This window comes from Nocardia rhamnosiphila NBRC 108938, from assembly GCF_000720425.1.
Classification (GTDB): Bacteria; Actinomycetota; Actinomycetes; order Mycobacteriales; family Mycobacteriaceae; genus Nocardia; species Nocardia rhamnosiphila.
In genome coordinates this window covers 1,900,558-1,924,742 of sequence record NZ_JOAJ01000001.1, presented here as the reverse complement: position 1 = coordinate 1,924,742, position 24,185 = coordinate 1,900,558, and the positions used below count along the sequence as shown (strand labels likewise).

At 69.1% G+C, this 24,185-nt stretch carries 26 protein-coding genes; 10 read left to right on the top strand and 16 right to left on the bottom strand.

Going from position 1 to position 24,185, the window contains the following annotated elements:
• Positions 1-364: 364 nt before the first annotated feature.
• The 3 genes from IG75_RS0108840 to IG75_RS0108830 form a co-directional block, all read right to left on the bottom strand.
• The gene (locus IG75_RS0108840) at positions 365-967 is read right to left on the bottom strand and encodes a GNAT family N-acetyltransferase (RefSeq protein ID WP_210436766.1); all 603 of its coding nucleotides are present in this window, start codon (positions 965-967) and stop codon (positions 365-367) included.
• Positions 968-1,281: 314 nt separating this feature from the next.
• Positions 1,282-2,013, bottom strand: a complete 732-nt coding sequence (locus IG75_RS0108835; protein ID WP_030520692.1) for a dienelactone hydrolase family protein — start codon at positions 2,011-2,013, stop codon at positions 1,282-1,284.
• 217 nt (positions 2,014-2,230) lie between these two features.
• Complete coding sequence (locus tag IG75_RS0108830; RefSeq protein ID WP_051714343.1) at positions 2,231-2,647, bottom strand: phosphotransferase; 417 nt, start codon at positions 2,645-2,647, stop codon at positions 2,231-2,233.
• Positions 2,648-2,776: 129 nt separating this feature from the next.
• Between IG75_RS0108830 and IG75_RS37255 the strand changes: the two genes are divergently transcribed.
• A complete protein-coding gene (locus IG75_RS37255; RefSeq protein ID WP_051714342.1) occupies positions 2,777-3,556 on the top strand; it encodes an aspartate racemase/maleate isomerase family protein in 780 nt (259 codons plus the stop codon).
• Between the two features lie 229 nt (positions 3,557-3,785).
• On the opposite strand, the gene IG75_RS39550 is transcribed toward IG75_RS37255, so the two are convergent.
• On the bottom strand, positions 3,786-4,232 hold the full coding sequence (locus IG75_RS39550) for a YybH family protein (protein WP_162183780.1): 447 nt from the start codon (positions 4,230-4,232) through the stop codon (positions 3,786-3,788).
• Between the two features lie 166 nt (positions 4,233-4,398).
• Positions 4,399-4,935, bottom strand: a complete 537-nt coding sequence (locus IG75_RS0108815) for a PadR family transcriptional regulator (protein ID WP_030520688.1) — start codon at positions 4,933-4,935, stop codon at positions 4,399-4,401.
• A gap of 45 nt (positions 4,936-4,980) precedes the next feature.
• Between IG75_RS0108815 and IG75_RS0108810 the strand changes: the two genes are divergently transcribed.
• On the top strand, positions 4,981-5,553 hold the full coding sequence (locus tag IG75_RS0108810) for a peptide deformylase (protein WP_030520687.1): 573 nt from the start codon (positions 4,981-4,983) through the stop codon (positions 5,551-5,553).
• Here the strand turns inward: IG75_RS0108810 and IG75_RS0108805 are convergent.
• Both IG75_RS0108805 and IG75_RS0108800 read right to left on the bottom strand, forming a co-directional pair.
• Complete coding sequence (locus IG75_RS0108805; protein ID WP_030520686.1) at positions 5,547-6,461, bottom strand: cutinase family protein; 915 nt, start codon at positions 6,459-6,461, stop codon at positions 5,547-5,549. The two genes, IG75_RS0108810 and IG75_RS0108805, sit on opposite strands and share 7 nt — an antisense overlap.
• 175 nt (positions 6,462-6,636) lie before the next feature.
• The gene (locus tag IG75_RS0108800; RefSeq protein ID WP_030520685.1) at positions 6,637-7,878 is read right to left on the bottom strand and encodes an oxygenase MpaB family protein; all 1,242 of its coding nucleotides are present in this window, start codon (positions 7,876-7,878) and stop codon (positions 6,637-6,639) included.
• Between the two features lie 706 nt (positions 7,879-8,584).
• On the opposite strand from IG75_RS0108800, the gene IG75_RS0108795 reads away from it, so the two are divergent.
• A complete protein-coding gene (locus IG75_RS0108795; RefSeq protein WP_030520684.1) occupies positions 8,585-9,283 on the top strand; it encodes a class I SAM-dependent methyltransferase in 699 nt (232 codons plus the stop codon).
• A 104-nt stretch (positions 9,284-9,387) separates the two neighbouring features.
• Here the strand turns inward: IG75_RS0108795 and IG75_RS0108790 are convergent, their stop codons facing one another.
• Positions 9,388-9,987, bottom strand: a complete 600-nt coding sequence (locus IG75_RS0108790; protein ID WP_030520683.1) for a hypothetical protein — start codon at positions 9,985-9,987, stop codon at positions 9,388-9,390.
• 50 nt (positions 9,988-10,037) lie between these two features.
• Positions 10,038-10,946 carry an oxidoreductase gene (locus tag IG75_RS0108785; RefSeq protein WP_030520682.1) on the bottom strand — a complete coding sequence of 303 codons (909 nt, stop codon included), beginning with the start codon at positions 10,944-10,946 and terminating at the stop codon, positions 10,038-10,040.
• Between the two features lie 52 nt (positions 10,947-10,998).
• On the opposite strand from IG75_RS0108785, the gene IG75_RS0108780 reads away from it, so the two are divergent.
• A complete protein-coding gene (locus IG75_RS0108780; RefSeq protein ID WP_156058717.1) occupies positions 10,999-11,607 on the top strand; it encodes a TetR/AcrR family transcriptional regulator in 609 nt (202 codons plus the stop codon).
• A gap of 65 nt (positions 11,608-11,672) precedes the next feature.
• On the opposite strand, the gene IG75_RS0108775 is transcribed toward IG75_RS0108780, so the two are convergent.
• Positions 11,673-12,179 carry a carboxymuconolactone decarboxylase family protein gene (locus IG75_RS0108775; protein ID WP_030520680.1) on the bottom strand — a complete coding sequence of 169 codons (507 nt, stop codon included), beginning with the start codon at positions 12,177-12,179 and terminating at the stop codon, positions 11,673-11,675.
• Between the two features lie 21 nt (positions 12,180-12,200).
• On the opposite strand from IG75_RS0108775, the gene IG75_RS0108770 reads away from it, so the two are divergent.
• On the top strand, positions 12,201-12,749 hold the full coding sequence (locus IG75_RS0108770) for a MarR family winged helix-turn-helix transcriptional regulator (RefSeq protein ID WP_245713442.1): 549 nt from the start codon (positions 12,201-12,203) through the stop codon (positions 12,747-12,749).
• A 34-nt stretch (positions 12,750-12,783) separates the two neighbouring features.
• Positions 12,784-13,107 (top strand): hypothetical protein, encoded by a 324-nt coding sequence (locus tag IG75_RS0108765; protein WP_156058715.1) that lies wholly within the window; start codon positions 12,784-12,786, stop codon positions 13,105-13,107.
• A gap of 85 nt (positions 13,108-13,192) precedes the next feature.
• Here IG75_RS0108765 and IG75_RS0108760 read toward each other — a convergent pair whose 3' ends face one another.
• Positions 13,193-14,908, bottom strand: a complete 1,716-nt coding sequence (locus tag IG75_RS0108760) for an aldehyde dehydrogenase family protein (RefSeq protein WP_030520677.1) — start codon at positions 14,906-14,908, stop codon at positions 13,193-13,195.
• Between the two features lie 168 nt (positions 14,909-15,076).
• Here IG75_RS0108760 and IG75_RS0108755 point away from each other — a divergent pair, with 168 nt between their 5' ends.
• From IG75_RS0108755 to IG75_RS0108745, 3 genes are all read left to right on the top strand, one after another.
• Positions 15,077-16,300 carry a PucR family transcriptional regulator gene (locus IG75_RS0108755; RefSeq protein WP_051714340.1) on the top strand — a complete coding sequence of 408 codons (1,224 nt, stop codon included), beginning with the start codon at positions 15,077-15,079 and terminating at the stop codon, positions 16,298-16,300.
• A 191-nt stretch (positions 16,301-16,491) separates the two neighbouring features.
• A complete protein-coding gene (locus tag IG75_RS0108750; RefSeq protein ID WP_030520675.1) occupies positions 16,492-17,280 on the top strand; it encodes a crotonase/enoyl-CoA hydratase family protein in 789 nt (262 codons plus the stop codon).
• Positions 17,281-17,375: 95 nt separating this feature from the next.
• On the top strand, positions 17,376-17,810 hold the full coding sequence (locus tag IG75_RS0108745) for a hypothetical protein (protein ID WP_030520674.1): 435 nt from the start codon (positions 17,376-17,378) through the stop codon (positions 17,808-17,810).
• 16 nt (positions 17,811-17,826) lie between these two features.
• Here IG75_RS0108745 and IG75_RS0108740 read toward each other — a convergent pair whose 3' ends face one another.
• Entirely contained in the window at positions 17,827-19,164 is a 1,338-nt protein-coding gene (locus IG75_RS0108740) for a lipase family protein (RefSeq protein WP_030520673.1), read from the bottom strand.
• A gap of 451 nt (positions 19,165-19,615) precedes the next feature.
• On the opposite strand from IG75_RS0108740, the gene IG75_RS0108735 reads away from it, so the two are divergent.
• Positions 19,616-20,533 (top strand): hypothetical protein, encoded by a 918-nt coding sequence (locus IG75_RS0108735; RefSeq protein WP_245713441.1) that lies wholly within the window; start codon positions 19,616-19,618, stop codon positions 20,531-20,533.
• Positions 20,534-20,613: 80 nt separating this feature from the next.
• On the opposite strand, the gene IG75_RS0108730 is transcribed toward IG75_RS0108735, so the two are convergent.
• The 4 genes from IG75_RS0108730 to IG75_RS0108715 all read right to left on the bottom strand — a co-directional run bounded on the left by IG75_RS0108730 (position 20,614) and on the right by IG75_RS0108715 (position 24,117).
• Entirely contained in the window at positions 20,614-21,057 is a 444-nt protein-coding gene (locus IG75_RS0108730; protein WP_030520671.1) for an SgcJ/EcaC family oxidoreductase, read from the bottom strand.
• Between the two features lie 101 nt (positions 21,058-21,158).
• The gene (locus IG75_RS0108725) at positions 21,159-22,223 is read right to left on the bottom strand and encodes a fused (3R)-hydroxyacyl-ACP dehydratase subunits HadA/HadB (protein WP_081876690.1); all 1,065 of its coding nucleotides are present in this window, start codon (positions 22,221-22,223) and stop codon (positions 21,159-21,161) included.
• A 117-nt stretch (positions 22,224-22,340) separates the two neighbouring features.
• Complete coding sequence (locus IG75_RS0108720; protein WP_081876689.1) at positions 22,341-23,414, bottom strand: alpha/beta hydrolase; 1,074 nt, start codon at positions 23,412-23,414, stop codon at positions 22,341-22,343.
• A 154-nt stretch (positions 23,415-23,568) separates the two neighbouring features.
• Positions 23,569-24,117 carry an SRPBCC family protein gene (locus tag IG75_RS0108715; protein ID WP_210436765.1) on the bottom strand — a complete coding sequence of 183 codons (549 nt, stop codon included), beginning with the start codon at positions 24,115-24,117 and terminating at the stop codon, positions 23,569-23,571.
• Between the last annotated feature and the right edge of the window lie 68 nt (positions 24,118-24,185).

The following is a 24,185-nucleotide window of genomic DNA, read 5'->3' as shown; positions in this document are numbered from 1 at the left end:
CGCCGGGCGGGTGTGACCGCGTTGCGCGATTCGCTGTCGCGATGAGGAATCGATAGGTACGACCGGCGATCGGTGGCCCGGCCACCGATCGCCGGTCGTGCGTGCTGGGGTCGATCGCCTGTCGGGTCGGCGGCGATCGATCACACGGCCATCTGGTTCGCGGCACCGGTTCGGGTGTCGCACCGGATGGCCGTCGTCGCGTCCGGCCGTGAGCGACTCACCGATGCCACGCGCGAAGGGCGCTTTCCGGAAAGGTGCCGGGTGTGTGAGGGACGACTCGGCATGACTTTTCTCGACAATGTTCCCGGACCCCGGGACGCCACCGTGCGCTCTCGGCCGCCGGCGACCCCGCGACCGCGTCTCGTCACCCGAGTGTCTTGATGGCGTCCTGTGCAAGTTTCATCGACACGAGCTCGGTGAATCCGGCGCGTCGAGCGAAACGCACCTTTTTGCGCTTGTACACCGTGAAGCCGAGCTTGGTGTAGACGTTGAGCGCCGCCGCGTTGGTGTCCTTGATGTCCTCGAGCACATACTCGCGATATCCGGGCAGGGCCAGCAGATGGCGTAGCAGCGCGGTCGCGACGCCGTGCCCCTGATAGGCCGGCTCCGTGGCGACGAACCCGATCTCGGCGAGGCCCGGTCGGGCGCCGTCGGATGCGGCCATGAACCATTTCCGGATGACCACATAGCCGAGCAGCCCGCGCACCGGCCCGAGGTGACGCCGGATCTCCCGCCAGCGCGGCGCGAACAGCGTCTGGTCACCCTCGGTGAGTGAGGCGAGGCCGGCGGGCTCGCCGTCGACGAGCGCGATGTAGAACCGTTCGAGCAGCAGCATGTGCTCGAACGCGTCGGCCAACTTATCGGTGTCGCGCGAGAACGCGATGAAATCTTCGGCGAAGGCGCGCACGTACACCTCGGTGATGCGGCGCCGGTATTTCTCGCCGAGCCTGTCTCCCCGTTCGACCACGACCATAGTTTCGACCATCTCTGCCCACTCCGCTTGTCGCACATCCGCATCGGGCCCGGACCGTATCCCGCGGCGCCACCGATATGGTCCCATGCCGGATATCGGCGACACCGAACAGCGGTGCCGGGAGCTGCCGTCGTCGGTGGGGTCCGGCCGTGGAGGTTCGGCTGATCGGAGCGTTGGTGGTCCGAGCGCCGGCCGGGATGGTTGTTCAACTGCCGGTCACCGCCGTCGAGGCAGGCTGGACCTGTTCTCGGTGAGGGGCCTCCCGGCCGACAGCTGCTATCGTCTGCTGCCGGCCCGGGGAGCCGGCGTCACTTCAGGTGCCGGGCGAAGAACCGGTTCCCGGCGTCCCCCTCGAACTGTGGGACGCCGGTGTGCCCGCCCATATTGGCGTGCAGCGTCTTCTCTGTGGAGCCGAACGCGTCGAACAGGTCCAGGGCCTGTTGCCGGTCGTTGTGTTCGTCGTCCCACTGCAGCAGGACCTGCAGCGGAATGGTGACCTGCCGGGCCTCCTCGAGGATGCTGCGGGGCACGAAACTCCCGGCGAACAGCAGAGCGGCCGAGATACGCGGCTCGACCGCCGCCAGCCGGACACCGATGGAGATCACCCCTCCCGAGTACCCGACCGGGCCGCCGATCTCGGGCAGCGAAAGGAGGGCATCCAGGGCTGCCTGCCATTCCGGGACCGCTCTTTCGACCAGCGGGAGAACGAGCCGGTCGACGATCTCGTCGCCGACCGCCTCGCCGGCTTCCAGCGCCCGGCGAAGGTCGGCGCGGGCCTGCTCGGCGGCGGCGGAACGAGGCCGGTCACCGCTCCCGGGGAGTTCGATGGTGGCCGCGGCGTAACCCTCCGCCGCGGCGTGCCTGGCCCGGCCCACCAGTCGGGGATGCATCATGCGCAATCCGCCGGGGTGGCCGACCAGGATCAGCGGCGCCGGTCCGGTCGCGGATCCGGGCGTCCACAGGATGCCGGGGATCTCGCCCAGCGTGAATTCGCGTTCGAGGACGCCGTCGTCGAGGCGTTGTTCGGAAGTGAATTGCATTGTCGTGCCTTTCGGGAGTGCTTTCGCGCGGCGCTCCCGGACGACCTATCGCCCGACCGTGACCCCGGAGGGGAGCACCCATGTCGATACTGTGTTCACGGGTACCACCTCCTCGTTCTCCTGCACGGCTTCCGGAAAGATAGCAGCGTTCGCCGTGGCCGGCCAACAGGTTTTCCGGAGGCCGGATTCCGTCCATGACTGTTCCCTTTCCGGACGCTCAGGTTTCCTCGGCGAGGATGTCGTCGATCAATGCCCGTGCTCGCTGATCGACGGGGTCGTGAGCGAGGGTGAGAAGCGTTTTCCAAGTGTCCCCGGGAATCCAGCGGCGCACCGACCACGGGAACGGATAGCCCGAGCCCGGTGCGCCGTCGGCCGGTACTACCGGAATCCGCAGGGGCAGCGCGGGCCCCAGCGCCGGCAGCCACCTGCTCTCCTTGGTGATGCCTGACGCGTAGGGTGCGGCGGTCGGCAGGCGTACGGTCAGTTCTTCGCCCAAACGGTAGGTGCGGTTGTCGTGGCCGTCGTGTGCGACCGGAGTGACCGGGAGCCGGCTCCACTGTGGGAACCGTGTCGCGATGAGCTGTTCGACCAAGCACACGTCGATACCGGCGCGGCCGTCGGATGAGTCGGTCACCAGGACATCGTCGGCCGTAGATCCCGCTGCTGTCACCTGGTCATGCGGGGAAGACAGGTGGTGTCGCCCTCGGAATGGAGGCGGGCGGGGGTCCAGCGCCCGCCGATCCGGGTGTGCGACCGTGGGGTGATGGCGACGTTGCGTTTCGGTGCGCTCTTCCCCACGGCGAATGCCGACATCGAGGACTTTCAGCGGCTGTTGGGGCGGGTGACACCGCCGGCGAGACTGGATGTAGTGGATCTGCGGTGGCCACCCGGCGTGGCCGCCGGCCTGGCGGACATGTCCGATGATCATCTGGCGGCCGCGGCGGCCGGGCTGGGCGATCCGGCGTTGCTCGCGAGCGCGCTGGATGGTTCCGCGGGCCGGTTCGACGCCGTCGCTCTCGCGGTCACCTCTGCCGGCTTCCTGCGCAGCGCCCACGACCACACCCGCCAACTCACCACCCTCGCCCGAGTCGCTCGATGTCGCGGCACGACCACACTGCGCGGCTTCCAGGATGCGGTCCGCCATCTCGGAGCCACCCGGGTCGGTGTGGCGTCGGTCTATCCCTCGCATTTCACCGACAAGTTCATCAACCACCTCGGTGAGGCGGACGCGACAGTCGTGCACCGCGTCGACGCGAATGCCCGCACCGACCACGACCTGGCCCGCTGGGGAGACGACCGCATCATCGACTTGGTGACCCGAGCCGCACATCCGGCGGCCGAGGTTGTGTTGCTGCCCGAAACCGCGTTGCACACCGACCATCTCACCGCGGCTCTCGCGGAGGCCGCCGGGGCACCGGTGCTGACCGCGACTCAGGTCACCATCTGGTCGCTGTTCCGAGCCCTCGGCCGCACTCCGGCCGCGACCGCCGCCGGACCGCTGTTCGGCCACGATGAACTCTGTCAGCGCATAGCATGTCCATGATCCGCGCTGCTTCTACCGCCTGGAACCGGAGCATTCGACACGCAACCATGCCTCGTGCCGGGTCGCCACCGAGTCCGGTTATCTCTCGGAGGGCACCAAGCGCAGCACCGCCGTGCACGACGGCGGCCGACACGATAGGCACCTCCACGCCCGTATCCGAGGCGACTGAGGCCGGAATCTTTGTCGCCGTGCCTTCGACCTGCTCAGGCGGTGGTGGGGAGGTGGCCGATCAGACCTCGACCGTTCCGGCAACGTTGGTGTTGTGCACCGAACATGCCCACCATGTCCCGTTGCGCTCGAGCAGGACCCAGGTGCCCCTGTTGGTGACGGAGAACTCCGGGGTGTGCAGTGTTTGCTCGACGTTGACGACTGCGTGTTCGGGTGTGAGGAGGCGTAGGGCGAGTATCTCGAAGTGGGCTCGCGCGTCCGGGCTGTCACCGAGGCGTTCGCGATGGTAGCCGTGCAGTTCTTCCCAGCCGCGGTAGATCGCGCCCGCCGGCGTGATGAAGACGATGTCTTCGGTGAACGGCTGGTCGAAGGCTGCTGCGTCTTTGGCCTCCAACGCGGATTCCAGTGTGCGGAACAGGGCTTCGATCTCGCCGGTCGTGGCCGTGTCGACATCGGAGATCCCGGCCGTGGGGCGGGCGATGGCCGGGGCATGCGCGCGAGAACTCACTCGCCGCACGCTACGCTGCCGCGTTCCACATCTGGTGTTCGGGCGACCCACACGATGGGCTGTCGGGGCCGCCCACCGCCGGGCGACCTGCCTCCCGGACCGCTGATCCGGGGTAACCGACGGGAAGAGCGTGGGGCCTGGGCGTCGTGGTCGGTATCCGCACCGATCAGCCGGGCTTGCCGATACCGGCCAGCACCTTTTCGTGCCATTCGATCTCGGTCCGTATCCGCAGGCGAGCGTGTTCGGCGATGAGATCGTCGGCGGCGCTCTGGTCGGGCCAGCGGCGGTCGAGCTGATGCTCCATCCGCGAGCCGATCGCACGGAGCGCGGCGATCCGGTCCTCGAGGTAGCCACGCAGCAACTCCGGATCGAGGTCGTCGCCGACGGCCAGCGCGAGATCGACCGGATCGGGCCGGATATCGACCTCGGTGAAGGCTTCGTCGCGTAACGCACGCAATTCCCGCAGGCCTTCGTCGGTGATCTCGTAGATGGTGCGCGCGGGAAGCGCGCCCTGCTGTTCGGTACGCAACGGGCGGACCAGGCCCTCGCTCTCCATCCGGTGCAATGCGCCGTACAGCGAGCCGGGTTTGACGCGCGACCACAGGTCGGCCCGATCCAGGCGGGCGTCCCGGCGCAATTGGTGGCCGTGCATCGGTCCGCGCCGGGCCAGGGCGGCCAGGACGAACAAGCGGGTCTCGTTCACCGAACCAGTCTGACACGAGTACTCGTATTTGAGTAGTCTGCCCGCATGACTGTGCGACCCATCCTCATCGCCGGCGACCCGCGGCTCACCACTCCCGCGGTTCCGGTGACCGTGTTCGACGACGAGCTCGCCGCCTTCGTCGCCGACCTGTTCGATACCAACACCGCCGCCGCCGGTGCCGGATTGGCGGCCAACCAGATCGGCGACCCGCGCGCGGTGTTCGTCTACGACCTCACCGATTCCGGGACCCGCTACCGCGGCCACGTGGTGAATCCGGTGCTGCGAACCTCCGAGCTGCCGGAGACCATGCCCCACCCGGAGGACGATCTCGAAGGGTGCCTTTCCGTTCCGGAGGAATGGTTTCCCACCGGCCGGGCGCACCGGGCCGAGGTGACGGGCGTGGATATGACGGGAGCACCCGTCACGGTCACCGGCACCGGATACCTGGCCCGCTGTCTGCAACACGAGACCGACCATCTCGCGGGAACCCTGTACCTGGACCGGCTGATCGGCCGGAATCGGCGGGCGGCCCGCAGGATGATCAAGGACCGGCGGTGGACCGTGCCCGGCAACAGCCGGCTTCCCGGCGCGCCGGACCGCGCCGCCGGTGCTCAGTAGTTCGTCGCCTCGATCAGGCGCTGCCGCAGCCAGGTCAGGGCGGTCGCGCCCGCGGGGTCGACGACATAGGCGGGATAGCTCTGGTGCGCACCGGATTTCAGGAAATCGTCGATCTGTTTCCGGCGCTGCTCGTAGGCGGAGGCATCGAACTCCTCGGCCAGCAGGCCGAGACCGCCCGCGGCCAGCGCGTCGCCCAACAGTGCGGCCACCTGCCGCTGATAACTGCCGATATCGGCCGGATCGGGATTCGACATCTGGACCACCAGTCCGGCCAGGCGCCCGGCGATATCGCCGTCGGGCATCGCGCAGTACAGATCGCCGTCGACACAGAAAGTGTACGTGCGCGGACCGAGTGCACCGAAACCGCCCGGCCGCGCCCCGACCGCTCCGGCGCCGGGCACCGCCGGGCCGATGAGGGTGTCCGCGGGCGAACGCCGGGGGTCGGCGATCAGACCCACCAGTGCGATTCGTTCCGCCGGCGCGGTGGCGGACCCGGCACCGATCTCGGCAGCGAGATCACCGGCCGCGTGCGCGCCCTGGCTGTAACCGAGGATCGCGATACGTGTCGCCGGGCAGGCCCGGGCCGCGGCCGCGACCATATCGCGCGCTCGATCGGTGGCCTCCTGCTTGGAGCGGCCGTATACCTCTCCCTCCCAGGGGAAGGCCGTCGCGGCGTAGGTGACATAGTCGACCGCCACATTTCCCGGCAGCCGGTCGACCGTCGCCGCCAGCATGCCGGTGCCGGGCTCGGTATCGGAGGTCTCCCAGGTTCCGGGGATCGCCACGACGTACAGATCGGGGCACGGGGTGGGTGTGGCCGCCGCCGACGGGGTTCCGCCGGCCTGGACAACTGCGGCTACGAGCGCGAACACGCAGGCGGCGACGCCTGATTTCCATCGTGTGGGCACGACTGCTCCATCCGGTCACACCGAGGGTGTAGCTGATCGAGTGAGGCGGGAGGCCGCGTCGGCGGAACTCCCGTGAGATGAGTCCGGCTCGGGTCCAGGGGTGGATGCCGGGGTGGCGTACACGCCCGCTCGCCCGCACGGAGAGGGTCCGTGCGGGCTCGACCGGGCTGCCGGGTCAGCGCGGTGGTTGGCTCATATCCCGGTTCATCATCGGGAGCTCGATACTGATCGGCATCCGGAGTTCGGCCAGATACCACAGGGCGAACTGGCGCAGGAACTCGTCGAACAGCCAGTACGCCTCCTGCGTCGGCGGGGCGACGGTGAGTATGCCTTCCCGGACCGCGATGAACGGGCCCCAGCTGAACCGCAGCAGCGGATCCCAAACCGGTTCACGGGCGATGGCCAGCTCGTCGGCGATCTTGTCGCCGAGCAGGAAACGCGTGAAAGAGCCGAGGACCCCCTTGCTCAGAATGGCGAGGTCGAGGTTTGTGCCCAGCCGCAGCAGCCGGTCGGCCAGTTTCACGCCCTCCGGGGTCGGCGCGAGGATCGGATCCAGGACCTGCGCGGCCTGGGAGTTCGCCTGATCCCACGAATTAGGGATGTACTCGTCGCGGACGCCGAGCAGATGCGCGGCGACCTGCCAGGAATGCAGGAAGGCGTCCGATTCGTGGACGGGGATCGGCACCTTCCATGCCGTGAGGTGACGCATCACGGTGGTGGGCAGGCTGTGCCAGGTGACCATGATGTCGTTCTGGCTGATCGGGATGTCCTCGTCGGCCGAGTTCACCCAGTGCGGCGACTGGGGCAGCAGATGTCGCACCGCGGCATGCACCAGCCGCGTTTTGACGCAGGTGACGACCATCTGCCCGTCCGGGCCGTAGGCGTTGCCGCTGCCGATGTCGTAACCGAGTTTGGCGGTTTTGGAGATCCGGTCCTTGAGGTCGTGGCCGCCCTTGGAGTAATAGACCGAGCGCGCCTCCTTGGGGATGACCGTGCTCATCATGCCGCTGGCGAGGCCGTACAACACGCCGAGGTAGAGACCGCGTTTCTTGTTGAAGTCCACAGCGGTGGCCAGTTTGCCGGGATCGGTCCACTGGGGGAGCTGCCGTGCGTATTCCATGAAGTCCCGCAGGTCCGGAGGTAGCCCGGCGGGTAACGGCTGACCGTTGCGGGTCCAGGTGCGCAGCAGATCGTTGACGGCGGGTACCGCACCGCGGTCGAGCAGGGAGGCGACCAGCTCATCGGCTTCGGGGTCCCAGACGCCGAGCGGGTCGACACCCGCGCCGCTGCCCGCCACCGACCCCTGCGGCGACCATGTCCACGGTTGCGCTCTGGCCGGGGTCGCGATGGCGAGTGCGCCGAACGCGCCCAGCACCCCGCCCGCTTTCAACGCATCCCGTCTGTTGAGTCGGTCCATGTCGCCACTCCTCGTCGAGTTCGAGCATCGCGGTGGCGCAGATGCGTCACCGGGTTGATATCGGAAGAATACTCAGTAACTTAGCAACTGTACAAGTGTCTTGTTCGCTGATTCGGTGATTTGCGTGGACTGTGGCCGTCTACGGCCATTGGCGAAACCGGTCGACCGATAATCGCCCGGTTTCCTGCAGATATGTCTCGTTCCAGGTCGGGCGCGTGGGTTCGACTACACCCGAGCGGGTTGGTCGGACCAGGGTGGTCGATCTTGCATCGAAGGGAGAATATTCGATAACCGCAGGTCACTGACTCAGACGGAAGGCTGGACACGTGGGCTCCCGCTCCTCCTCTGCGCTATTCGGCCATCGGCCTGAAGGGGATTCCGGCGGCGTTCTACCTGATCACTTCATAGTTGCGCGATACGTATCGTCCGCGTTCTCGGGGCGCGACCGGCCCAGCCAGTGGGTTCCACGTCGGTGGACCACCGGCCGGTACAGGCCCCCCGGGAGATCCCCATCCGGGTTTCGTGTCACCCGCCGGGAGGAATCGGCGGCCGTCGGCGTGCCGCGCGGCGTCGGTCGCCGGTGCCCGAGGCCACGCGGCACCACCGGCACAGGCGGCCGGGTCGTGGGGACCGGCGCTCGGTCGACCCCCGTTCTCCCGGCGGCGGTTACATGTACATGCGCCGAATCGGCTGCTAGTCGTGGAGTATGACGACACCCGGTGATTTCGAGTTCGAATCCGTTTATCGCGGTACCGGCCCGTTCGGGCCGGACGTGGCGCCGCCGTGGAGTATCGGGGAACCGCAGCCCGAACTCGCGGCGCTCATCGACCAGGGCAGATTCCACGGCGACGTACTCGACGCCGGCTGCGGTGAGGGCGCCATCTCGTTGTATCTGGCCGAGCGTGGTTTCACCACGGTGGGCCTGGACCTCGCGCCGACCGCGATCGAATCGGCCCGGGCCGAAGCCGAACGACGCGGCCTGGGCACCGCCACTTTCGAGGTCGCCGACATCACCTCGTTCACCGGCTACGACGGCCGCTTCGGCACCGTGGTGGACAGCACGCTGTTCCATTCGATTCCGGTGGCGGCGCGGGAGGGCTATCTGCGGTCGATCGCGCGGGCCGCCGCTCCGGGCGCGGCCTATTTCGCGCTGGTGTTCGACCGGGCCGGGTTTCCGCAACTCCCCGATGCGGGACCCGCGCCGGTCACCGCCGACGAACTCCGCGACGCGGTATCGAAATACTGGGTGATCGATGAGATCGCCCCGGCGCGGATCCACGCGAATCTGCCGGAGCGTCTCGATTCTCCGGCCGGCGAACCCCTGCTGCGGTTCGAGGACCTGCGCGACGAACCGAACGGCCGCAAATCGGTTCCGGCCTGGTTGCTCTCGGCGCATCTGGGCTGATCGGCCCGCGTCGCCCGCCGGTGCGCGATCCGGTGGCGCCGGGCGCGGCGCCACCGGATGCGGCCGATCGTGGCCGTGACCGGAACGCGGCCGGCCGACCGTGCTCAGAGCCCCTGCGGGCCTTCCGTGCGGAGGTCTTCGACCTTGCGCATGGCGGTGCGCAATTCCTCCAGCCAGCTCTGTGTGTGCTCGCCCGCCAGTTTCACCGTCCAGGCCAGCGCGTCGGCCCGGGATCGTGCGACGCCGGCATCGACGAGCGTATCGAGAACCTTGCGTTCCGGCTGGCGCAGGCGCGTCATCACCGGTACCGCCAGATGGGTGAACAGAATCCGCTCACCGTCGACCGAGACGCCCCAGGCCACACTGCGGCCGTAGCGCTGCTGGGCCTCGTCGGCGATCTGCATCCGCGCGGGCCGGGTGGTTTCCCGGAAGCGTGCCACCGCCCCCTGTTTCGTCGCCTCCGGAACCGTGCGGGTGGTCTCGTCCCCGCCGGCCGTCGTATCGGCCGCGGTAGTGTCCGGCAGGGGGAGTTCGCCGACCACCACGATCTCGTCCCGGTCTATCTCGATGGCGGGACTGCCGGTGAACCAGTCGCCGGGTAGCCGCCCCGCGAACCAGTCCGTGGCGTCCGCCGCGTCCGGTAGGTCGGCCTGCTGCCAGCCGCCGGGCCGGCCGAATCCGCGCCCTCGATGTCCATGTCCCATGGTGCACCTTCTCAGCTACAAGGATTACTTGATTACAAGATTACGCCGTTTCAGCTACCGGCGGTTCCGCTCACAGCGAACCGCACACCGGTCAGTTCTTCGGAGGCCGACCAGAGGCGTTCCTGCCGGCGACGGTCGTGTGAATGGGCGCTGGACCGCACCTGATCGGGATGGCCGCGGATCTCGAAGAGCCCGGCGGGGCCGTAGTAGTCGCCGCTTGCGGCCAGCGGATCGGTGGCCGCGCGCAGCGTCGGCAGCGCGCCCATGGCGGGGGTGCGGCCGAAGAGGCGGGCGATGGCGAGGTTCGGCAGCCGGAACGCGGCGGGGGAGTAACGGAACACCTCGGTGCTCGCCCCGCCGGGATGGGCGGCCAGAGCGCTTGCCCGGGTGCCGGTGAGGCGCCGGGCCAGTTCGTAGGTGAACAGCAGATTCGCCAGTTTCGATTTGCCGTAGGCGTTTCCGCCCGGCGCGGCCGGGTCGGCCGGGTCGATCCGGCCGAATCGGTGGCCGATACTGCTGACGGTCACCACGCGCGCGGCCGGCGCCGCGACGAGGCGGTCGAACAGTAGTCCGGTCAGCGCGAAATGGCCGAGGTGGTTGATGCCGAACTGTGCCTCGAATCCGTCCTCGGTCACGCCGGTCAAGCCGGTCACACCCGCATTGTTGATCAGCAGGTCGAGGTGGACGTAGCGGTCGCCGATCAACTCGGCCGCCGTCCGGACCGACCGGAGGGACGCCAGATCGAGTGGCACGGTATCGACCCGGGCGTCCGGTGTCCTCGCCGCGATCCGGTCGGCGGCCGCGGCGGCGCGGTCGGTATCGCGGCAGGCCAGGACGACGGTGGCGCCGTGCTCGGCCAGTGCGCGGGCGGTTTCGAATCCGAGTCCGGTATTGGCTCCGGTGATTACGGCGGTCCGGCCGCTCAGATCGGGGATATCGGCTTCGGTCCACATGGTCATGGCTCCCTTCTAAGATGAACGAGTCGTTCACATAAAAGTGAACCATTCGTTCATGTTGTCGGCAAGGCGAAGGGAGCTGGTGCGAATGGCCGGCAAGGGCAGGCGCGCGGATGCGTTGCGCAACCGCGAGGCGATCGTCGCGGCGACGCGGGCGCTGGTGGTCGAGTGCGGGCCCGGGATCGGTATGGACGAGATCGCCGCCGCCGCGGGGATTGCGGTGGGCACGCTCTATCGGCACTTTCCGTCCAAGAAGGATCTGATCGACGGCGCGGTGGCCGATCTCGCCGAGGCGATCGCCCGATCGCTGGACGCGGCGTCGGCCCGGGTCGAGACCGGTGCCGGGCCGGCCATCGACGAGTTGCTGGCCCTGCTGCGGAGTGTGGTGCTCGATATGAAACAGGAGCGGCTGTTCCGGTTCGCGGTCGCCGCGCTGGCCGAGGATGCCCTCGGGGAGATCCGGGATCGCGGTCGTCTCGGGGTGGAGCGACTGGTCGCGGCGGCGCATCGGGACGGCTCGCTCTACCCCGATATCACCACCGACGATGTGGTCCTGCTGTTGGCCACCGCGCCCGCCGATACGGCCCCGGAGCAGGACCGGCTCCGGTGGCTCGAATTGGTCCGGCGAGCGCTCACTCCCATTTCCCCGCGAGGGGGCGCATAACGACACGTCGACGGATGCGGCGAGTGTCTCCCGGCGGTGCTCGGTCAGCGCCGGGAGACCGGCGGTCATTCGGCGCGTATGAGGCGGTTGGCCAGTGTCGACATCGTGTAGGTGCCGATTCCGAACACGACTTCCAATGCGTTGCGTTCGGTGTACCCCTGCGTCCGGAGGGCGGCGAGGGCGTCCTCGTCCACGCCGCCCGCGGCCGCGAGGACATCGAGGGTGAATATCCGGATCGCCTCGAGGCGCGCGTCGGGAAGCGGTGCGGCCGCACGCAGTGCGGTGACGATCTCCGGGGCCGCGCCGAGTTTGCGGAGTTTGCCGGTGTGCATGGCGATGCACACATGACAGTCGTTGCGTACGGCGACGGTCATGATGACGACCTCCCGGGCCAGTGGATCCAGGGTGCAGCGTTCGAAAGCGGCGCTCATGGCGAGGAATCCGTTGAGCAGTTCGGGGGATTCGGCCAGTCGGCGGACCGCGTCGGGGATCGTGCCGGTATTGCTCTGCAGGGCCCGCATCGCCTGTCGGGCGGCGTGCGGAGCGGTCTCCAGGGTGTGGGCGCGGAACATGTCTCTCCTAAGATGGACAACATGGTTGACGATTACAAGCAGATGGTAAACCAGGTTGACGGTTATGCCAAGAGTGCGCCGGAGAGCTCGGGAGCGGACGGCCCGCCGCGCGCGGGTTACGAACTCGCACTCCTGCTGTTCGCCGGATTCCGGACGCTGATCGACGAATTGCACGCCGAACTGGCCCGACAGGGGCATCCGAATATGCGGCCTGCCCACGGTTTCGCCATGCAGGCGATCGGTGCCGGCGAGACCTCGGCCAGCGATATCGGCCGTCGCCTGGGAATTTCCAAACAGGCCGCCGGCAAAACAGTCGACCGGCTGGTCGCTCTCGGGTACGCCGAACGAGCGGAAGACCCGGCCGATACCCGGCGGCGCATCGTCCGGCTCACCACGCGGGGCTACGACGCGCTGGCCCGCTCGGCCGAGATCTTCCAGCAACTGCGTGGGAACTGGGCGCGTGAGCGCGGAGAAGATCGAATCCGTGCCATGGAGGACGATCTCCGTGCCCTGACGCCGCCGGTGGCGTTCCGGCTCGACGCCGCCGGGTGGCTGGGCCGACTGATCTGACGACCTGCTCCGATCCGTGGGTACCCTCGCGGTGATGCCGATGGCCGACCGATTACCCCAGCAAGGCACTCCGCTGTGCGACCTACCCGCCGATTCCGCGAGCGTTCTCGGTCTCGGATCCGGCGATCTGTGTATCCCGTATCGCCGCAGCCACGACGGAAGCTGGGGTTATCTCTGGGTCGACGGTTCGGCGTTCTCTTCGCATGGGGGCATCCCGCGCCTGCCCACGCTCTACGGGGGTTACATCCACCCGGGTTCAGCGGCACCCTCGCACCTGACCATGATCATCAGCCGCTGGAACGGCACCGCGGGCGCGCGTCCCTACACCGTTACGCAGTGGACGGGTCTCGCCGCCTGATGTCCGGGCGGCCCGGACGCAGCGCCGGACCCCGTACGGCGACCCGTGCCGCGGCGCATCCGCGGCGCGGGTCGCCCGGGAGCGATCAACCGCGCAGTGCGGAGGCGAAAATCGCGGGCAGGCGTGACCAGCGCGGATCGGCGGCGAAGTCGGTGAGCAGTCGCCCGGTCCGCGCGGCGGTCCGGTTGGAGACGAACCACGGTGGTTTGGGGGTCAGCGACCACTCGCCGTGTAGCACCGACCGCGGCGCGGGCCGGAACGGACCCCGCACCACAGTGCGCTCGATCCCATCGATCAACCACGCGTTGTGCACCACGCCGATCCCGCTCTGTACATCGTCGAGGGTATGACCCGGGTAGGCACCCCAGCTCGCGGTGGGAGTCAGATAGCCGACCGCGGTCCACGCGTTCACGGCGACGGTGCCGTACCGCAGCCGCTCGATCATCGTGTCGAATTCCGTGCCGAGCGCGTCGACGGTGCCCGGGTGCGCCACGATGTTCACGCCGAGGGTGCCGGTGAACTTCTCATTGGCCGTATCCACCGCGGCGCGGGCGAAGGCGGCCCCGCTGCCGGGCAGTTCCACGATGCCGAGGACAGGCGCGAAGTACTCCGAGGTGAACAGCGTTTCGTCCGTGTCCGGATCCAGCCCGGCCACCAGGAGCCGCTCGCCCCGGCGGCCGAGCCGGCGAGCGTCGGGATAGCTGGTGCGTGCCCCGGCGACCCGGTGGTCGCTACCCGGGTAGTAGGCGTGGCGGTTCGGCGCCCGATCGACGGCCGCGGTGAGGGCGGCCAGGAAGGCGTCCTTCTGCGGCCAGTCCGCGGATACGATCACCGCCTGCGTGGCCACACAGTTGTAGCCGCCGTTGTGCAGGCGCTGGGTAGCAATGTGTTCGGCCTGGAATTCCAGGTCTGCGGAACTCCATTCGCCGGGCAGCACGATCGTCGGGGACACTCCGCCGAGCTCGCTGGTGATGGGCTTGTCCAGCAGCGGGGTGCCGGCCTTCTTCCGTTCCGCCGCCTCCGGCCCCGTGCCCCACACGATGGCGTCGTGCGTCGCGGCGCTGCCGGTCATGTGGACGTGGGCGACCCGCTCATGGGTCACCAATTGCCCGCCGACATCGGGGCCGCCGGTGAGCACCCGAACCACGCCGAGCTCGATCAGCGGCGCGAAGATCTTCTCGAATACCGGCAGCAGCGGATCGGTGACCGGGTTCAGTTTCAGCGCCACCACGCGGTTGTGCGCGATGAGTTCGTAGATCGTGTCCAGCGGTGCGATCGAGGTGATGTTCCCCGCGCCCAGCACGGCGCCGATGCCGTGGGTGCGGGCGGGGTCGAGCTGGGCGAGGCCCGCGCCGGCCCGGGCGGTGGCCACGTCGACGCCCCGCTGCAGCCACACCTCGGCCCGGAAACCGCTGAGCAGGAGTTCGTCGTAGAGCCCCGCGGGGAGCGCGCGTACGGTCACCCGGCCGCCGGCGCTGCCGAACGTCGCGTTCGCGAGCGGGCTCACGCCGCGCTCCAGCGATTCGAGGGTCCGTGACACCGCGGTGAGGCTCGTCGCGAAGACATAGGGTCCCGACAGCCATTCCTCGCCCACCAGCGGGGACGCGGGAACGAGTCCTTTGATCCGGACCGCGGCCTCGACCCATTCACGGGCGTGCCGGCCGGTGAGCGTGCGCATCCGGTCGAGGAGGGCCCGCCGTCCCGCCAGCGGCAGGCGGGACCATTTCTGTTCGCCCGTGGCGAGTTCGGCGAGGGCGGTATCGATGACCGTATCGGCCGCGACGGCCTGTTCTGACTGCACGTGGGCACACTCCGTAGCTGAGATCCGGTGATCCGAGTACTGAACAGTGTGGCTGTGCCGGTGCCCGAAGGAAATGTGTCGGCGTTGCGTCATCCGCGGCTCGTCTTTGTGCACGGGCACAAATCAAGCGTGGTGCGGGTCACGCTCGGGTGACTAGACTGTTCCGGTATGAGTACGCCCGCGCCGCCGGCGGCACCCTTGGCCGCCGCGCTCGCCGATTCCGTCGAAGCGCTGACCGATGTTCTGGTCGGCCGGATCGCGGCGGCCGACCCGTCCTACGGGGAGTCCGGGCTGCTGACCGCGGATCAGCTGTACCGCACCTGTCTGGAAAACCTGACCGCGGTGATCGGGGCGCTCGCCGGAACCGGCCCGTTGCGGCTACAACCGGCCCGCGACGCCGGACGCCTCAAAGCCGAACAGGGGATTCCGGTCGCGAGCCTGTTGCACGCCTACCGGCTGGGCGGCCGGCTCATCTGGGAGGAACTGACCAACTGGTCGGCCGGTCCAGGGGATGCCCGGCTGCACGAGCTGGCGACGCGACTGTGGGAGCTCGTCGACCTGTACTCCGACGCGGCCGTCGAGGCCTACCGGGAAACCGAAGTGCTGCTCGCGCATACCGACGCGCAGATCCAGAGCCGGCTGGTCCGGACCCTGTTCGACGACCATTCCGGCAACCCCGCCCGTGTCCTCGACGTCCTGCGCACCCTCGGACTCCCGGAACGCGGTGCGTTCGCGGTGGTCGCCATCGATACCGAACCCACCGCGCCGCTGCCGGGGAGACTCACCGCGGCGCTGCGTGATATCGGCATCCGGTCGGTCTGGGATGCCCAGATCGATGCCTATATCGGGTTGCTGTCCGCGGCCTCCCCGGAAGCGTTCGACCGCGCCACGGCCACGATCTCGGCGAGCGTCACCGACCGGGTGGGTCTCAGCGCCGCCTTCACCACACCGCATGCCATCACGGCGGCGCTGACCGAGGCACGTCTGGCGTCCCGGTCGGTGCGGCCGGGGTCGGCCGCCACGGTCCGCTTCGGCGACGAACCGGTCGCCCATCTTCTCGTCGCCGTGCCCGAGGCCGGGCGACGGGCCGCAGCGCAGATCCTCGGCCCGCTGCTCGATCTTCCGGTCGCCGAGCGGGACGATCTGATCGGTGCGCTCGAATCCTGGTACCGATGCGGCGGTTCGGCCGCGGCCGTCGCCGAAATCATGCACTGTCATCGCAATACGGTGCGCTATCGGCTGCGCAAGATCCGTGACCTCACCGGCCGCGACACCACCGATCCCCGCCAATCGGCCGAACTGTATCTGGCGCTCGAAGCATTCGGCCTGCTCGGCGCCGAGTCCACCGGCGGCCGGGACCGTTTCCCCGGATCCGGCACCGTGGTGCGATGACCGAGCGTCCCCGGTCGGCCGTCGCATAGCGGAACAACACCGAACTCCCTCCACATCCGCGGTACCGCGGATGTGGTCCCGCGGCGCGTCGAGCACGTGCGGACGGAATGGGGACCCGATCGGTGTGGAACGGCCCGGGAGCACGCCAGAGGTCATAGGCTCGAGCGGTGACCGCCAATGAAGCGACAACCATGACCGGCGCACCCGTGCGAATCGAAAGGGACGGACCGGTGTTCACCATCGTCCTGTCCCGGCCGCAGGCCCGTAACTCGGTCGACGGACCCACCGGTACCGCCCTCTACGACGCGTTCACCGCCTTCGAGAACGACGATTCGGCGGCGGTGGCGGTGCTGTGGGGCGAGGGCGGGAACTTCTGCGCCGGAGCCGATCTCAAGGCCGTCGGGACCGACCGGGCGAATCCGCTGTCGGCGAAGGGCCGCGGGCCCATGGGCCCGACCCGCATGCAGTTGAGCAAACCGGTGATCGCCGCGGTCGCCGGTCACGCCGTGGCCGGTGGGCTGGAACTGGCGATCTGGTGTGATCTGCGGGTGGCTGCCGAGGACGCGGTGTTCGGTGTCTTCTGCCGGCGCTGGGGGGTGCCGCTCATCGACGGCGGTACGGTGCGGCTGCCGCGGCTGATCGGTACCGGGCGGGCGATGGACATGGTGCTCACCGGGCGGCCCGTGGCCGCGGCCGAGGCGCACGCGATGGGTCTGGCCGACCGTGTCGTCCCGGTCGGGGAGGAACGGCAGGCCGCCGAAGCGCTCGCCGCCGAGATCGCGCGTTTCCCGCAGACCTGTCAGCGGCACGACCGGCTCTCGCTGCTGCAGCAGGAGGGGTTGGGCGAGCAGGAGGCGATCGCCAACGAATGGGAGCACGGAGTCATCTCCCTGGCCGAGGCGGCCTCGGGTGTCGAGCGATTCACCGCCGGGGCCGGGCGCGGCGGCTCGTTCACCGATCTCGGCGCTCCCTCCGCCTAGATACCGCGTCCGGCGCAGCGGACGCGGTCAGGGCATCCCGGAACAGGGGCCCACCACCTCGGCCAGGCACCTGCCGGTGCATCCCCCACAGATCCGTGCGGTCACGGGCGAGGCCTCCGCACGGCCAGGACAAGGGTCTCGGCCTGGCGGTACTGCGCGCCTACAACGACTGGCATATCGACGAATGGTGCGGTGCGTACCCCGGCCGGATGATCCCGCAGGTCAACACCAATGCGCTCGATCGTTTCGGTGACGAGTTCCGTATTCAGTTGGCCTGGATGCGGCCTCGGACCGCGCGCCTCGCAGATTCATGTGCGCGATACCGTGCTGCGGGGAGTCGTCCAGCGCGCGGAATGAAGGGCGGGGTCGATCGAAGACCAGACGACGATCTGGCGCGGGTCTCGGCCGCGGTGCTGTCGGCGGCCATCGCCGGCTCGGTGGTCGATCCGCTGGTCACCGATCTCGACGACGACACCCTGCGGGCCACGCTGATCCAGCTCACCCGGCGGATGCTCGAGCTGCCGGAGTGACCGTGTCGACCGGCCGTCAGTTCATGGTGCACCCGGAGATCGGAATGCCGGCCAGGCGATCCAGGAGGTAGGTGATCGCATTGTCGGGACCGAAGCCGTCGATCATCTCCGGGCCGAAATGGTTCGGGATGGTGGTCCCGGGCAGCAGCGGCGGCAGCTCGTTGGTCCGGAAGGTGATCGTCGCGCCCTTGGCGCACCAGTCGTCGGCGAGTTGTCGGGCCTGGTCGTAGGGCACGGTGTCGTCGTTGCGGCCGCTGGTGACCAGCACCGGCGAGGCCGGGGTGAGGGTGCCCACCCGGAGCTCGGCCAGCGCCGGGGCCGCCTCCGGAATGGCTTGCAGGTGGGCGCTGAGCGGTCGGCCGTCGTTGGTCAGCGAACTGGTCTTCAGGAACGGGTAGTGGGTCATGACGTCGCCGATACAGGCATCGCTCAGCGCCGCCAGGGTGTCCCGGCCGTTCTGGGTGGTCACCCGGTCGACCGCCTTCTCCAGGTCGGGGTACCGCGCGAGCAGCCCGTTGATGGCGAAGCCGATCGCGCCGCCGATCAGGGCCCCGTCGATCCGTTCGAGGATCGCGGCGAGGTCGGCCACCGGGCCACCGGCCCACGTTCCTTTGAGGTTCAGTTCCGGTGCGTAGGCGGGCTGCATCTCCGCGGCCGCCGCGACCGCGCCGCCGCCCTGGGAATAGCCCCAGAACACCAGCGGGGTCTCGGGGCCGGTCCCGGCCAGGTTGTTGGCCGCCCGCGCGCCGTCGAGAACGGCGTGTGCCTCCTCGATCCGGTTCGCGTAGGTGTGGATTCCCGGGGTGCCCAGCCCGATGTAGTCGGTCACCAGGACGCGGGCGCCCAGGCGGCTCCACACCGCCGAGGAGGGGAGTTCCTGATTCGCCGACAGCGACGGCGACGGATCGGTGGTGATGGTGATACCGGTCGAGAAGGCCTTCGACATGGCGCACCGGTCACCCTGGCCCGAGGTGCCGGGCCCGATCACCACGGTCGGCCGCGGCCCCGCGCCCAGCCACGGGCCCGCGGCGTCGATGTAGGTTCCGGTGACCGCGACCGGTGAGCCGTCCTGCAGCCGGGTGGTGTACATGAGGTGTTCGGCCTTGCCCGGCCACCCCTGATCCGAGGGAAGGGTGGCCAGCAGGGACATCGGCTGGGTCCGGATGACCGTGCCGGGCTCGGCCGGGATCTGCTCGGGCGGGGTGTAGAACCCCTCGGGCGCCGCCGCGGCCTCCGGTCGATCGGTCGCCACCGCAGCTACCGCGGTGAGACAGGCCACGGCCACCGCCGCCGCGGTGACACGGCCGGTCCACCCGCGCAGTCCGGGCCGGAAACGCCGTCGTTCTCCGAACATCGATAACTCTCCATGCTGTCCGCCCCGGAACCCTTCTCCGAGTGCTGGGTCACCGCCGCGCCTCGTTATGATCTGCGTCATGCTGTGACTTACTGGACAGTAACATGCTTGTGGCGGTGCGGATACCGGTCGGTAGGCGAGTGGGCCCACTTCGGGTCGGTGGGTGCCTGGTGGGTTGAAAAGACTTGGTGCGCAATGTAAGTAAACCGCGGGGCCGCGGTCGTATCGGGTGCGACACGGGCGCTCGCGAACCCGGCCGTCGAGGGTGGGGCGGAACGCTCGTGACCGTCCGGTACGCGTTCGTACGCTCGTCCGGATGCGCCGTGCGGTGGACGCGACCACCCGTGGCCACCGGAAACCGGCCCGCCCGGCGCCGAACTCGGACCCATCCGAATCGATGCACGGATCCGAATGTGAAATGACAGCATCTCTTTCAGGCGGAAGGTGATAGATGGGCACCGGCAAGCACAGAGCAGTCAGTCCGCGTCGAACCCGGATGGGGTCCATGGTGGTGGCGGGTGCCGTTCCCGTCGTGCTCACCCTGGTGGGAACCGGCAGCGCCGGCGCCGAAGCGGACCATTACCGCCCGGCCGATTCGAGCGGGCACCTCGCCCCGGTCGCGGACGACGCGAGCCCGGCCGATCCCACCGCCGGCACCGGAGCGACAGGGCAGCCGGCCGACTCCGCGCAGTGGCCCGGCGCCGAAGCGCCGAATGTGCGTCCGTACCAGGGCGTCCGGATTCCCGACGACGTCCTGTCCTCGCTGCAGTGGGCGCGGCCGGCCCCCGCGAGCGACTATCTGGCGCCGGTGGACGCCCTGCACGCGCCGGCACCTGTCGCGCCCGTGCCCCCGATCGCGCCCCCGCCCGGCGCCTTGCGTTTCGGCGATGTTCAGGTCGACTCCCCCGAATGGCTGCCCCGGGAACAGGCCATCCAGATCAACGACGGCTCGGCGTCGGCCGAAGCGAACCTGGCCACCTTCCTCGATTCGGTCGGTATGGAACGCACCAGATCCGACCGGGTCGCCGGGCAGACCCTCGGTGCCGCAGCGATCGGCGCGGCCGCCGGAGCGGCTTTCGCGAGCCCGTTCGCCCTCATCGGCGCAGGTGTGGGCGGAGCGATGGGGCTGGCCATCGGAGCGCCGTTCGCGCCGATCGGACTCGCCGCGGCACCGCTGGGCGCCGCCTACGGTTTCGCCCTCATGGCCGCGCCGCTCGCCGGGATCGGGGCGGGCATCGGGGCGGGAATCGGGGCGGCCGCGGCGCTGAGCGCGCCGCCCCGGGCGCTCGGTCCCGCGCCGGAAGCGCTCGCCACCGCGCCGGAGGCGGGCCACCCGGAACCGGCCGCGGGCACACCGGTAGCCGGCTGAACGGCGCTCGGTTCGAAGTCGCCCGGATGCCGGTGGGTGCCTCGCCGATATCGTGCCGGGGTTGCGCGCCGCCCGGTTCGTCAGCCCGCCGCGGGCACCGGTGTGTTGTGCCGGGCGGCCACCCACCAGCGTCCCTGCTCCGCGACCAGGACATAGAGCGCGACCATCGCCGGATCCCGGTCGAGGAGGACACCGTCGGCGGTGCGCGCGCGGGCGGCCTTGTGGGCGATCGCGATATCGGGGCGCAGGAAGACGATATCGGTGACTTCGTACTCGACGTACTCGTCCTTCAGGAACCCGGACAGTCCGGCACGGGCGGCCTCCAGCAGTGCCGCACGGCCGGTGATCACCGTGCCCACGGCATTGCCGGCAGCGGCGTCGGCAAGGAAACCGCTGACCATGAGTTCGGCGTCGTTGGTGTTGTAACCGGTTTCGACATCCTTGATCAGCTGCTTGATCGCCGCGATATCGGCGGTGTGGTCGGTCCCGGAATCCGCGACGGCGGGTATTTCGTTCGTGCTCATGGCACAATCCTCGAACCTCGAGTCGACTCGAGGTCAACTCGTCCCGCCGGGGTGGCCGCACGCCGGTCGGCGCCTCCGAGGCGACGGCCGCCGGACCCGTCTCAGCGGAGCCGGACCACCGCGGTCGCGCGCCCGAAGATCCGGCGGCCGCCGTGCCGGGCGGTGAGTGCGACGGTCGCGGTCCGCTGTGCCGGATCCACCGCCTTCACCCGGCCGGAGTATTCGACCTCGGCCCCCTCCTCGGTGACGTGCACCGGACTGGTGAGGCGTACGGCATATTCCCGGACCGCGCCCGGATCGCCGAGCCAGGAGGTGACGAATCCGGCGCCGATACCGATGGTCAGCATGCCGTGCGCGACGGGGGACTCCAGCTCCGCCAGCCCGGCGACCTCGCCACTCCAATGGATCGGATTCGGATCGCCGGATACGCCGGCGTAGTTCACCAGATCACCCGCGGTCAGCCGCACGGCCCGGGGTGGGAGTTCGGTACCGACGGCTACGGTTTCGAACGCCCGGGTGTAACGGCTCACCGGTGCGGCCGGTATCGCGTCGACGGCCAGCTCCTCCCACAGGTCACCGGTCACCGGGGGCGGTGCGGGCCGGGCGCTTTCCGTATCGCCCGGCCGGAAACCGTGCATGAGAACCCCCGCGCCGATATCGGCGAGGTTCGACTCGACGCCGGTGCGGCCCACGATGCTGGTGTGCGAGACGAGCACCGGTTCGTCGTGACGGTCGGTGACCAGCGTTCGGAATCCCATCAAATCGCCGCCGAATGCCCGGCGGAACGATTCCAGGCGCACCTCGAAGAACAGCGCATCGGTGTGGCGGATCGGCCGGTAGTAGCGGACCACCTGATCGGTCTGCATGATCTGGCTCAGGTCGTAGCCGGTCATCACGGAGGCGAACATCTCCGATTGGGCGAGAAACCCCGGCACCGAGAAGAATGTCAACGGTGCGATGAGGCCGCCGTATCCGTACTCCGCGCCGGCGTCCTCGGACCAGTGGACCGGATGATGATCCTGGACCGCGCGGGCGAATTCACGGATCTTCTCCCGGCCGACGACGTAGTGGTCGCGGGGGCGGTACCGATATCCCAGCGGCAGTCCCGGTCCCGGTGCGGAAGGAGATTGCCGAGTTTCGGAAACGGCCGTATCGTCAGCACTCACGACGGCTCACTCTACCGATTTTCCGGGCGTCCGCAGGGTCCGCGAGCGGGGACGGCCGGACCCGGGGCACCGCCGATTGTGTGCTCGGCCGGGCGATTTCGCGTATCGGCATCGCCGTCAGCCGATATTCGCGGAGAGATCGGGAAGCATCCGCAGGGCTTGGTCGGCCCAGTTGTTCCACGCGTGGATACCGTAGGCGGGGAAGTCGTAGTGCACGTTCTGTGCGCCCAGGGTCGCCATCCTGATCTGGAAGGCGCGCGTATTCACCAGCGCCAGCGCCTCGAGGCCCATCCCGTTCACCGTGGTGATGCTCGGGCTGTCGGTCGCGGTGGGCAGGCCGCTCGCCGCCGACACCCAGAGCCGGGTGTTGTTCGCGACGAGGCGGGGTGCGGCCACGAACGGGTCGATCCGGAGCCATTTCGGATCCCAGGGCGCGGCCATCGAGTCCACGTTGTAGCCGCCGGCGTCGATCATGGCGACCCGGATCGCCTCCCGCATCCCGGGTGCGGAGATGTTCAGGTAGCCGGAGTAGGAGCCGGCGAAACTGAACTGGCCGGGATGGTCGCCGGCCAGGGTCAGGGCGGCGCTGCCACCCATCGACAGACCGAACACGCCGTTGCGCTGGGTGGCGAAACCGAGCCGGTCGCGCAGTGCGGCGGGCAGTTCACGGGTCAGGAAGGTTTCCCATTTATAGGTGTAGGACTTGCCGGGGCCGCCCGACAGCGCCTGCAACCCGCCGGAGCCCGACGACGAACCGGAGGCCGATCCGGCGGCCGAACCAGAGCCGGGTGCTACACCGAGAAAGGAACTCGGCGCATTCCAGTCGGTATAGAAACTGGACTGTCCACCGACCGGCATCACCACGTTGATATTCCATTTGGTGAATTCCCGGGCGATATCGGTATCGATCTCCCAGCCGCTGAGATCTTCGCGGGCGCGCATCCCATCCAGCGCGTAGACCACCCGGGAGGTATTGCCGTCGGCGGCGCGGAACACCCGCGATTTGATCGGGCCCATACTCGAGTCGACCCAGAAATCCGCTCCGGCGGGATCGAAGGCGGCCCGGGCGGGCGCGGTGCTGCCGCCGATCAGGAAGAGAGTTTGGGCGATGACCGCGAACGCGGCGGTGATCAGCCAGAGGGCGCGGCGGTTCAGGGCGTCCACCGGCGCCGGAGACAATCGGGTTCGCATCGCGGAGCAGGGCCTTTCGTCCGGGTGAGCACAGGGTCGAGGTGACCGGCCGGTGCCGGTCACGCGGATCCCGACCGGTGCCGAACAGCGCGCGGCCCCCGCCACGGTCTCGGCATACCGATCGGTCCGTCGTCGACGGAGGCGGGTTCGTTACCTATCTGTGATCTGATTCGCTCGGCGCGGGTCCCGGTATCACCGGTGACGGTCTGGTGTGAGCGGCCGTCACGGTGGCGATCCGGCGCAGTAGGCGGACACGGCGGGCCCATCGGGCGGGGTGGGCAACGGAGCCGGTGAGGGCGTGTTCTGCACGATCCAGGCAATCTTCCAGGAGGGCGTCGTGCAGCCACCGGTAGGCCAGGGGCCATGTCAGTCGCGCCCGACCTCGAGCATTCATGGCGAGCAGGTGAATCAGATCAGTGCCGCCGGGAGTGGGGTGGACGGTGAATTCGTGGAAGCCGTCGAAGCCGCGGGGTCCGGTGAAGCGGAAGCGCACCCAGTGGCCGGGGATGTAGTGCTCCACCGTGTACCGGATAGGGCCGTGCCCACCGACCGCGCCCGCTTCGAGCGGGCGGTCGAGCCGCATCGCCGGCCAGCAGTGCACCGGCCAGAGTGCGTCGTCCTCGTCGGCGAGGCTGTCCACCAGTGCGCCGACCGCGCTCACCGGTACAGGCAGGTGACGTCGGTGGATGTTGACGACAGCCATATTTATCTCCTGGTTTCGGGTCGGCACGGCGTAGCGGCCCGCCGACGCGCGGGGCCGGGGCGCGGGAG

Excerpts from the sequence above, each read along its gene's own strand:
- IG75_RS0108730 (WP_030520671.1), bottom strand. The coding sequence starts at position 21,057 with ATGAGCACGAACGAAATACCCGCCGTCGCGGATTCCGGGACCGACCAC.
- IG75_RS0108720 (WP_081876689.1), bottom strand. The coding sequence starts at position 23,414 with ATGCGAACCCGATTGTCTCCGGCGCCGGTGGACGCCCTGAACCGCCGC.
- IG75_RS37255 (WP_051714342.1), top strand. The coding sequence starts at position 2,777 with ATGGCGACGTTGCGTTTCGGTGCGCTCTTCCCCACGGCGAATGCCGAC.
- IG75_RS0108810 (WP_030520687.1), top strand. The coding sequence starts at position 4,981 with ATGACTGTGCGACCCATCCTCATCGCCGGCGACCCGCGGCTCACCACT.
- IG75_RS0108715 (WP_210436765.1), bottom strand. The coding sequence starts at position 24,117 with ATGGCTGTCGTCAACATCCACCGACGTCACCTGCCTGTACCGGTGAGC.
- IG75_RS0108835 (WP_030520692.1), bottom strand. The coding sequence starts at position 2,013 with ATGCAATTCACTTCCGAACAACGCCTCGACGACGGCGTCCTCGAACGC.
- IG75_RS0108740 (WP_030520673.1), bottom strand. The coding sequence starts at position 19,164 with ATGTTCGGAGAACGACGGCGTTTCCGGCCCGGACTGCGCGGGTGGACC.
- IG75_RS0108755 (WP_051714340.1), top strand. The coding sequence starts at position 15,077 with ATGAGTACGCCCGCGCCGCCGGCGGCACCCTTGGCCGCCGCGCTCGCC.
- IG75_RS0108775 (WP_030520680.1), bottom strand. The coding sequence starts at position 12,179 with ATGTTCCGCGCCCACACCCTGGAGACCGCTCCGCACGCCGCCCGACAG.
- IG75_RS0108790 (WP_030520683.1), bottom strand. The coding sequence starts at position 9,987 with ATGGGACATGGACATCGAGGGCGCGGATTCGGCCGGCCCGGCGGCTGG.
- IG75_RS0108765 (WP_156058715.1), top strand. The coding sequence starts at position 12,784 with ATGCCGATGGCCGACCGATTACCCCAGCAAGGCACTCCGCTGTGCGAC.
- IG75_RS0108795 (WP_030520684.1), top strand. The coding sequence starts at position 8,585 with ATGACGACACCCGGTGATTTCGAGTTCGAATCCGTTTATCGCGGTACC.
- IG75_RS0108780 (WP_156058717.1), top strand. The coding sequence starts at position 10,999 with ATGTTGTCGGCAAGGCGAAGGGAGCTGGTGCGAATGGCCGGCAAGGGC.
- IG75_RS0108785 (WP_030520682.1), bottom strand. The coding sequence starts at position 10,946 with ATGACCATGTGGACCGAAGCCGATATCCCCGATCTGAGCGGCCGGACC.
- IG75_RS0108750 (WP_030520675.1), top strand. The coding sequence starts at position 16,492 with ATGACCGGCGCACCCGTGCGAATCGAAAGGGACGGACCGGTGTTCACC.
- IG75_RS0108800 (WP_030520685.1), bottom strand. The coding sequence starts at position 7,878 with ATGGACCGACTCAACAGACGGGATGCGTTGAAAGCGGGCGGGGTGCTG.
- IG75_RS0108735 (WP_245713441.1), top strand. The coding sequence starts at position 19,616 with ATGGGCACCGGCAAGCACAGAGCAGTCAGTCCGCGTCGAACCCGGATG.
- IG75_RS0108770 (WP_245713442.1), top strand. The coding sequence starts at position 12,201 with ATGGTTGACGATTACAAGCAGATGGTAAACCAGGTTGACGGTTATGCC.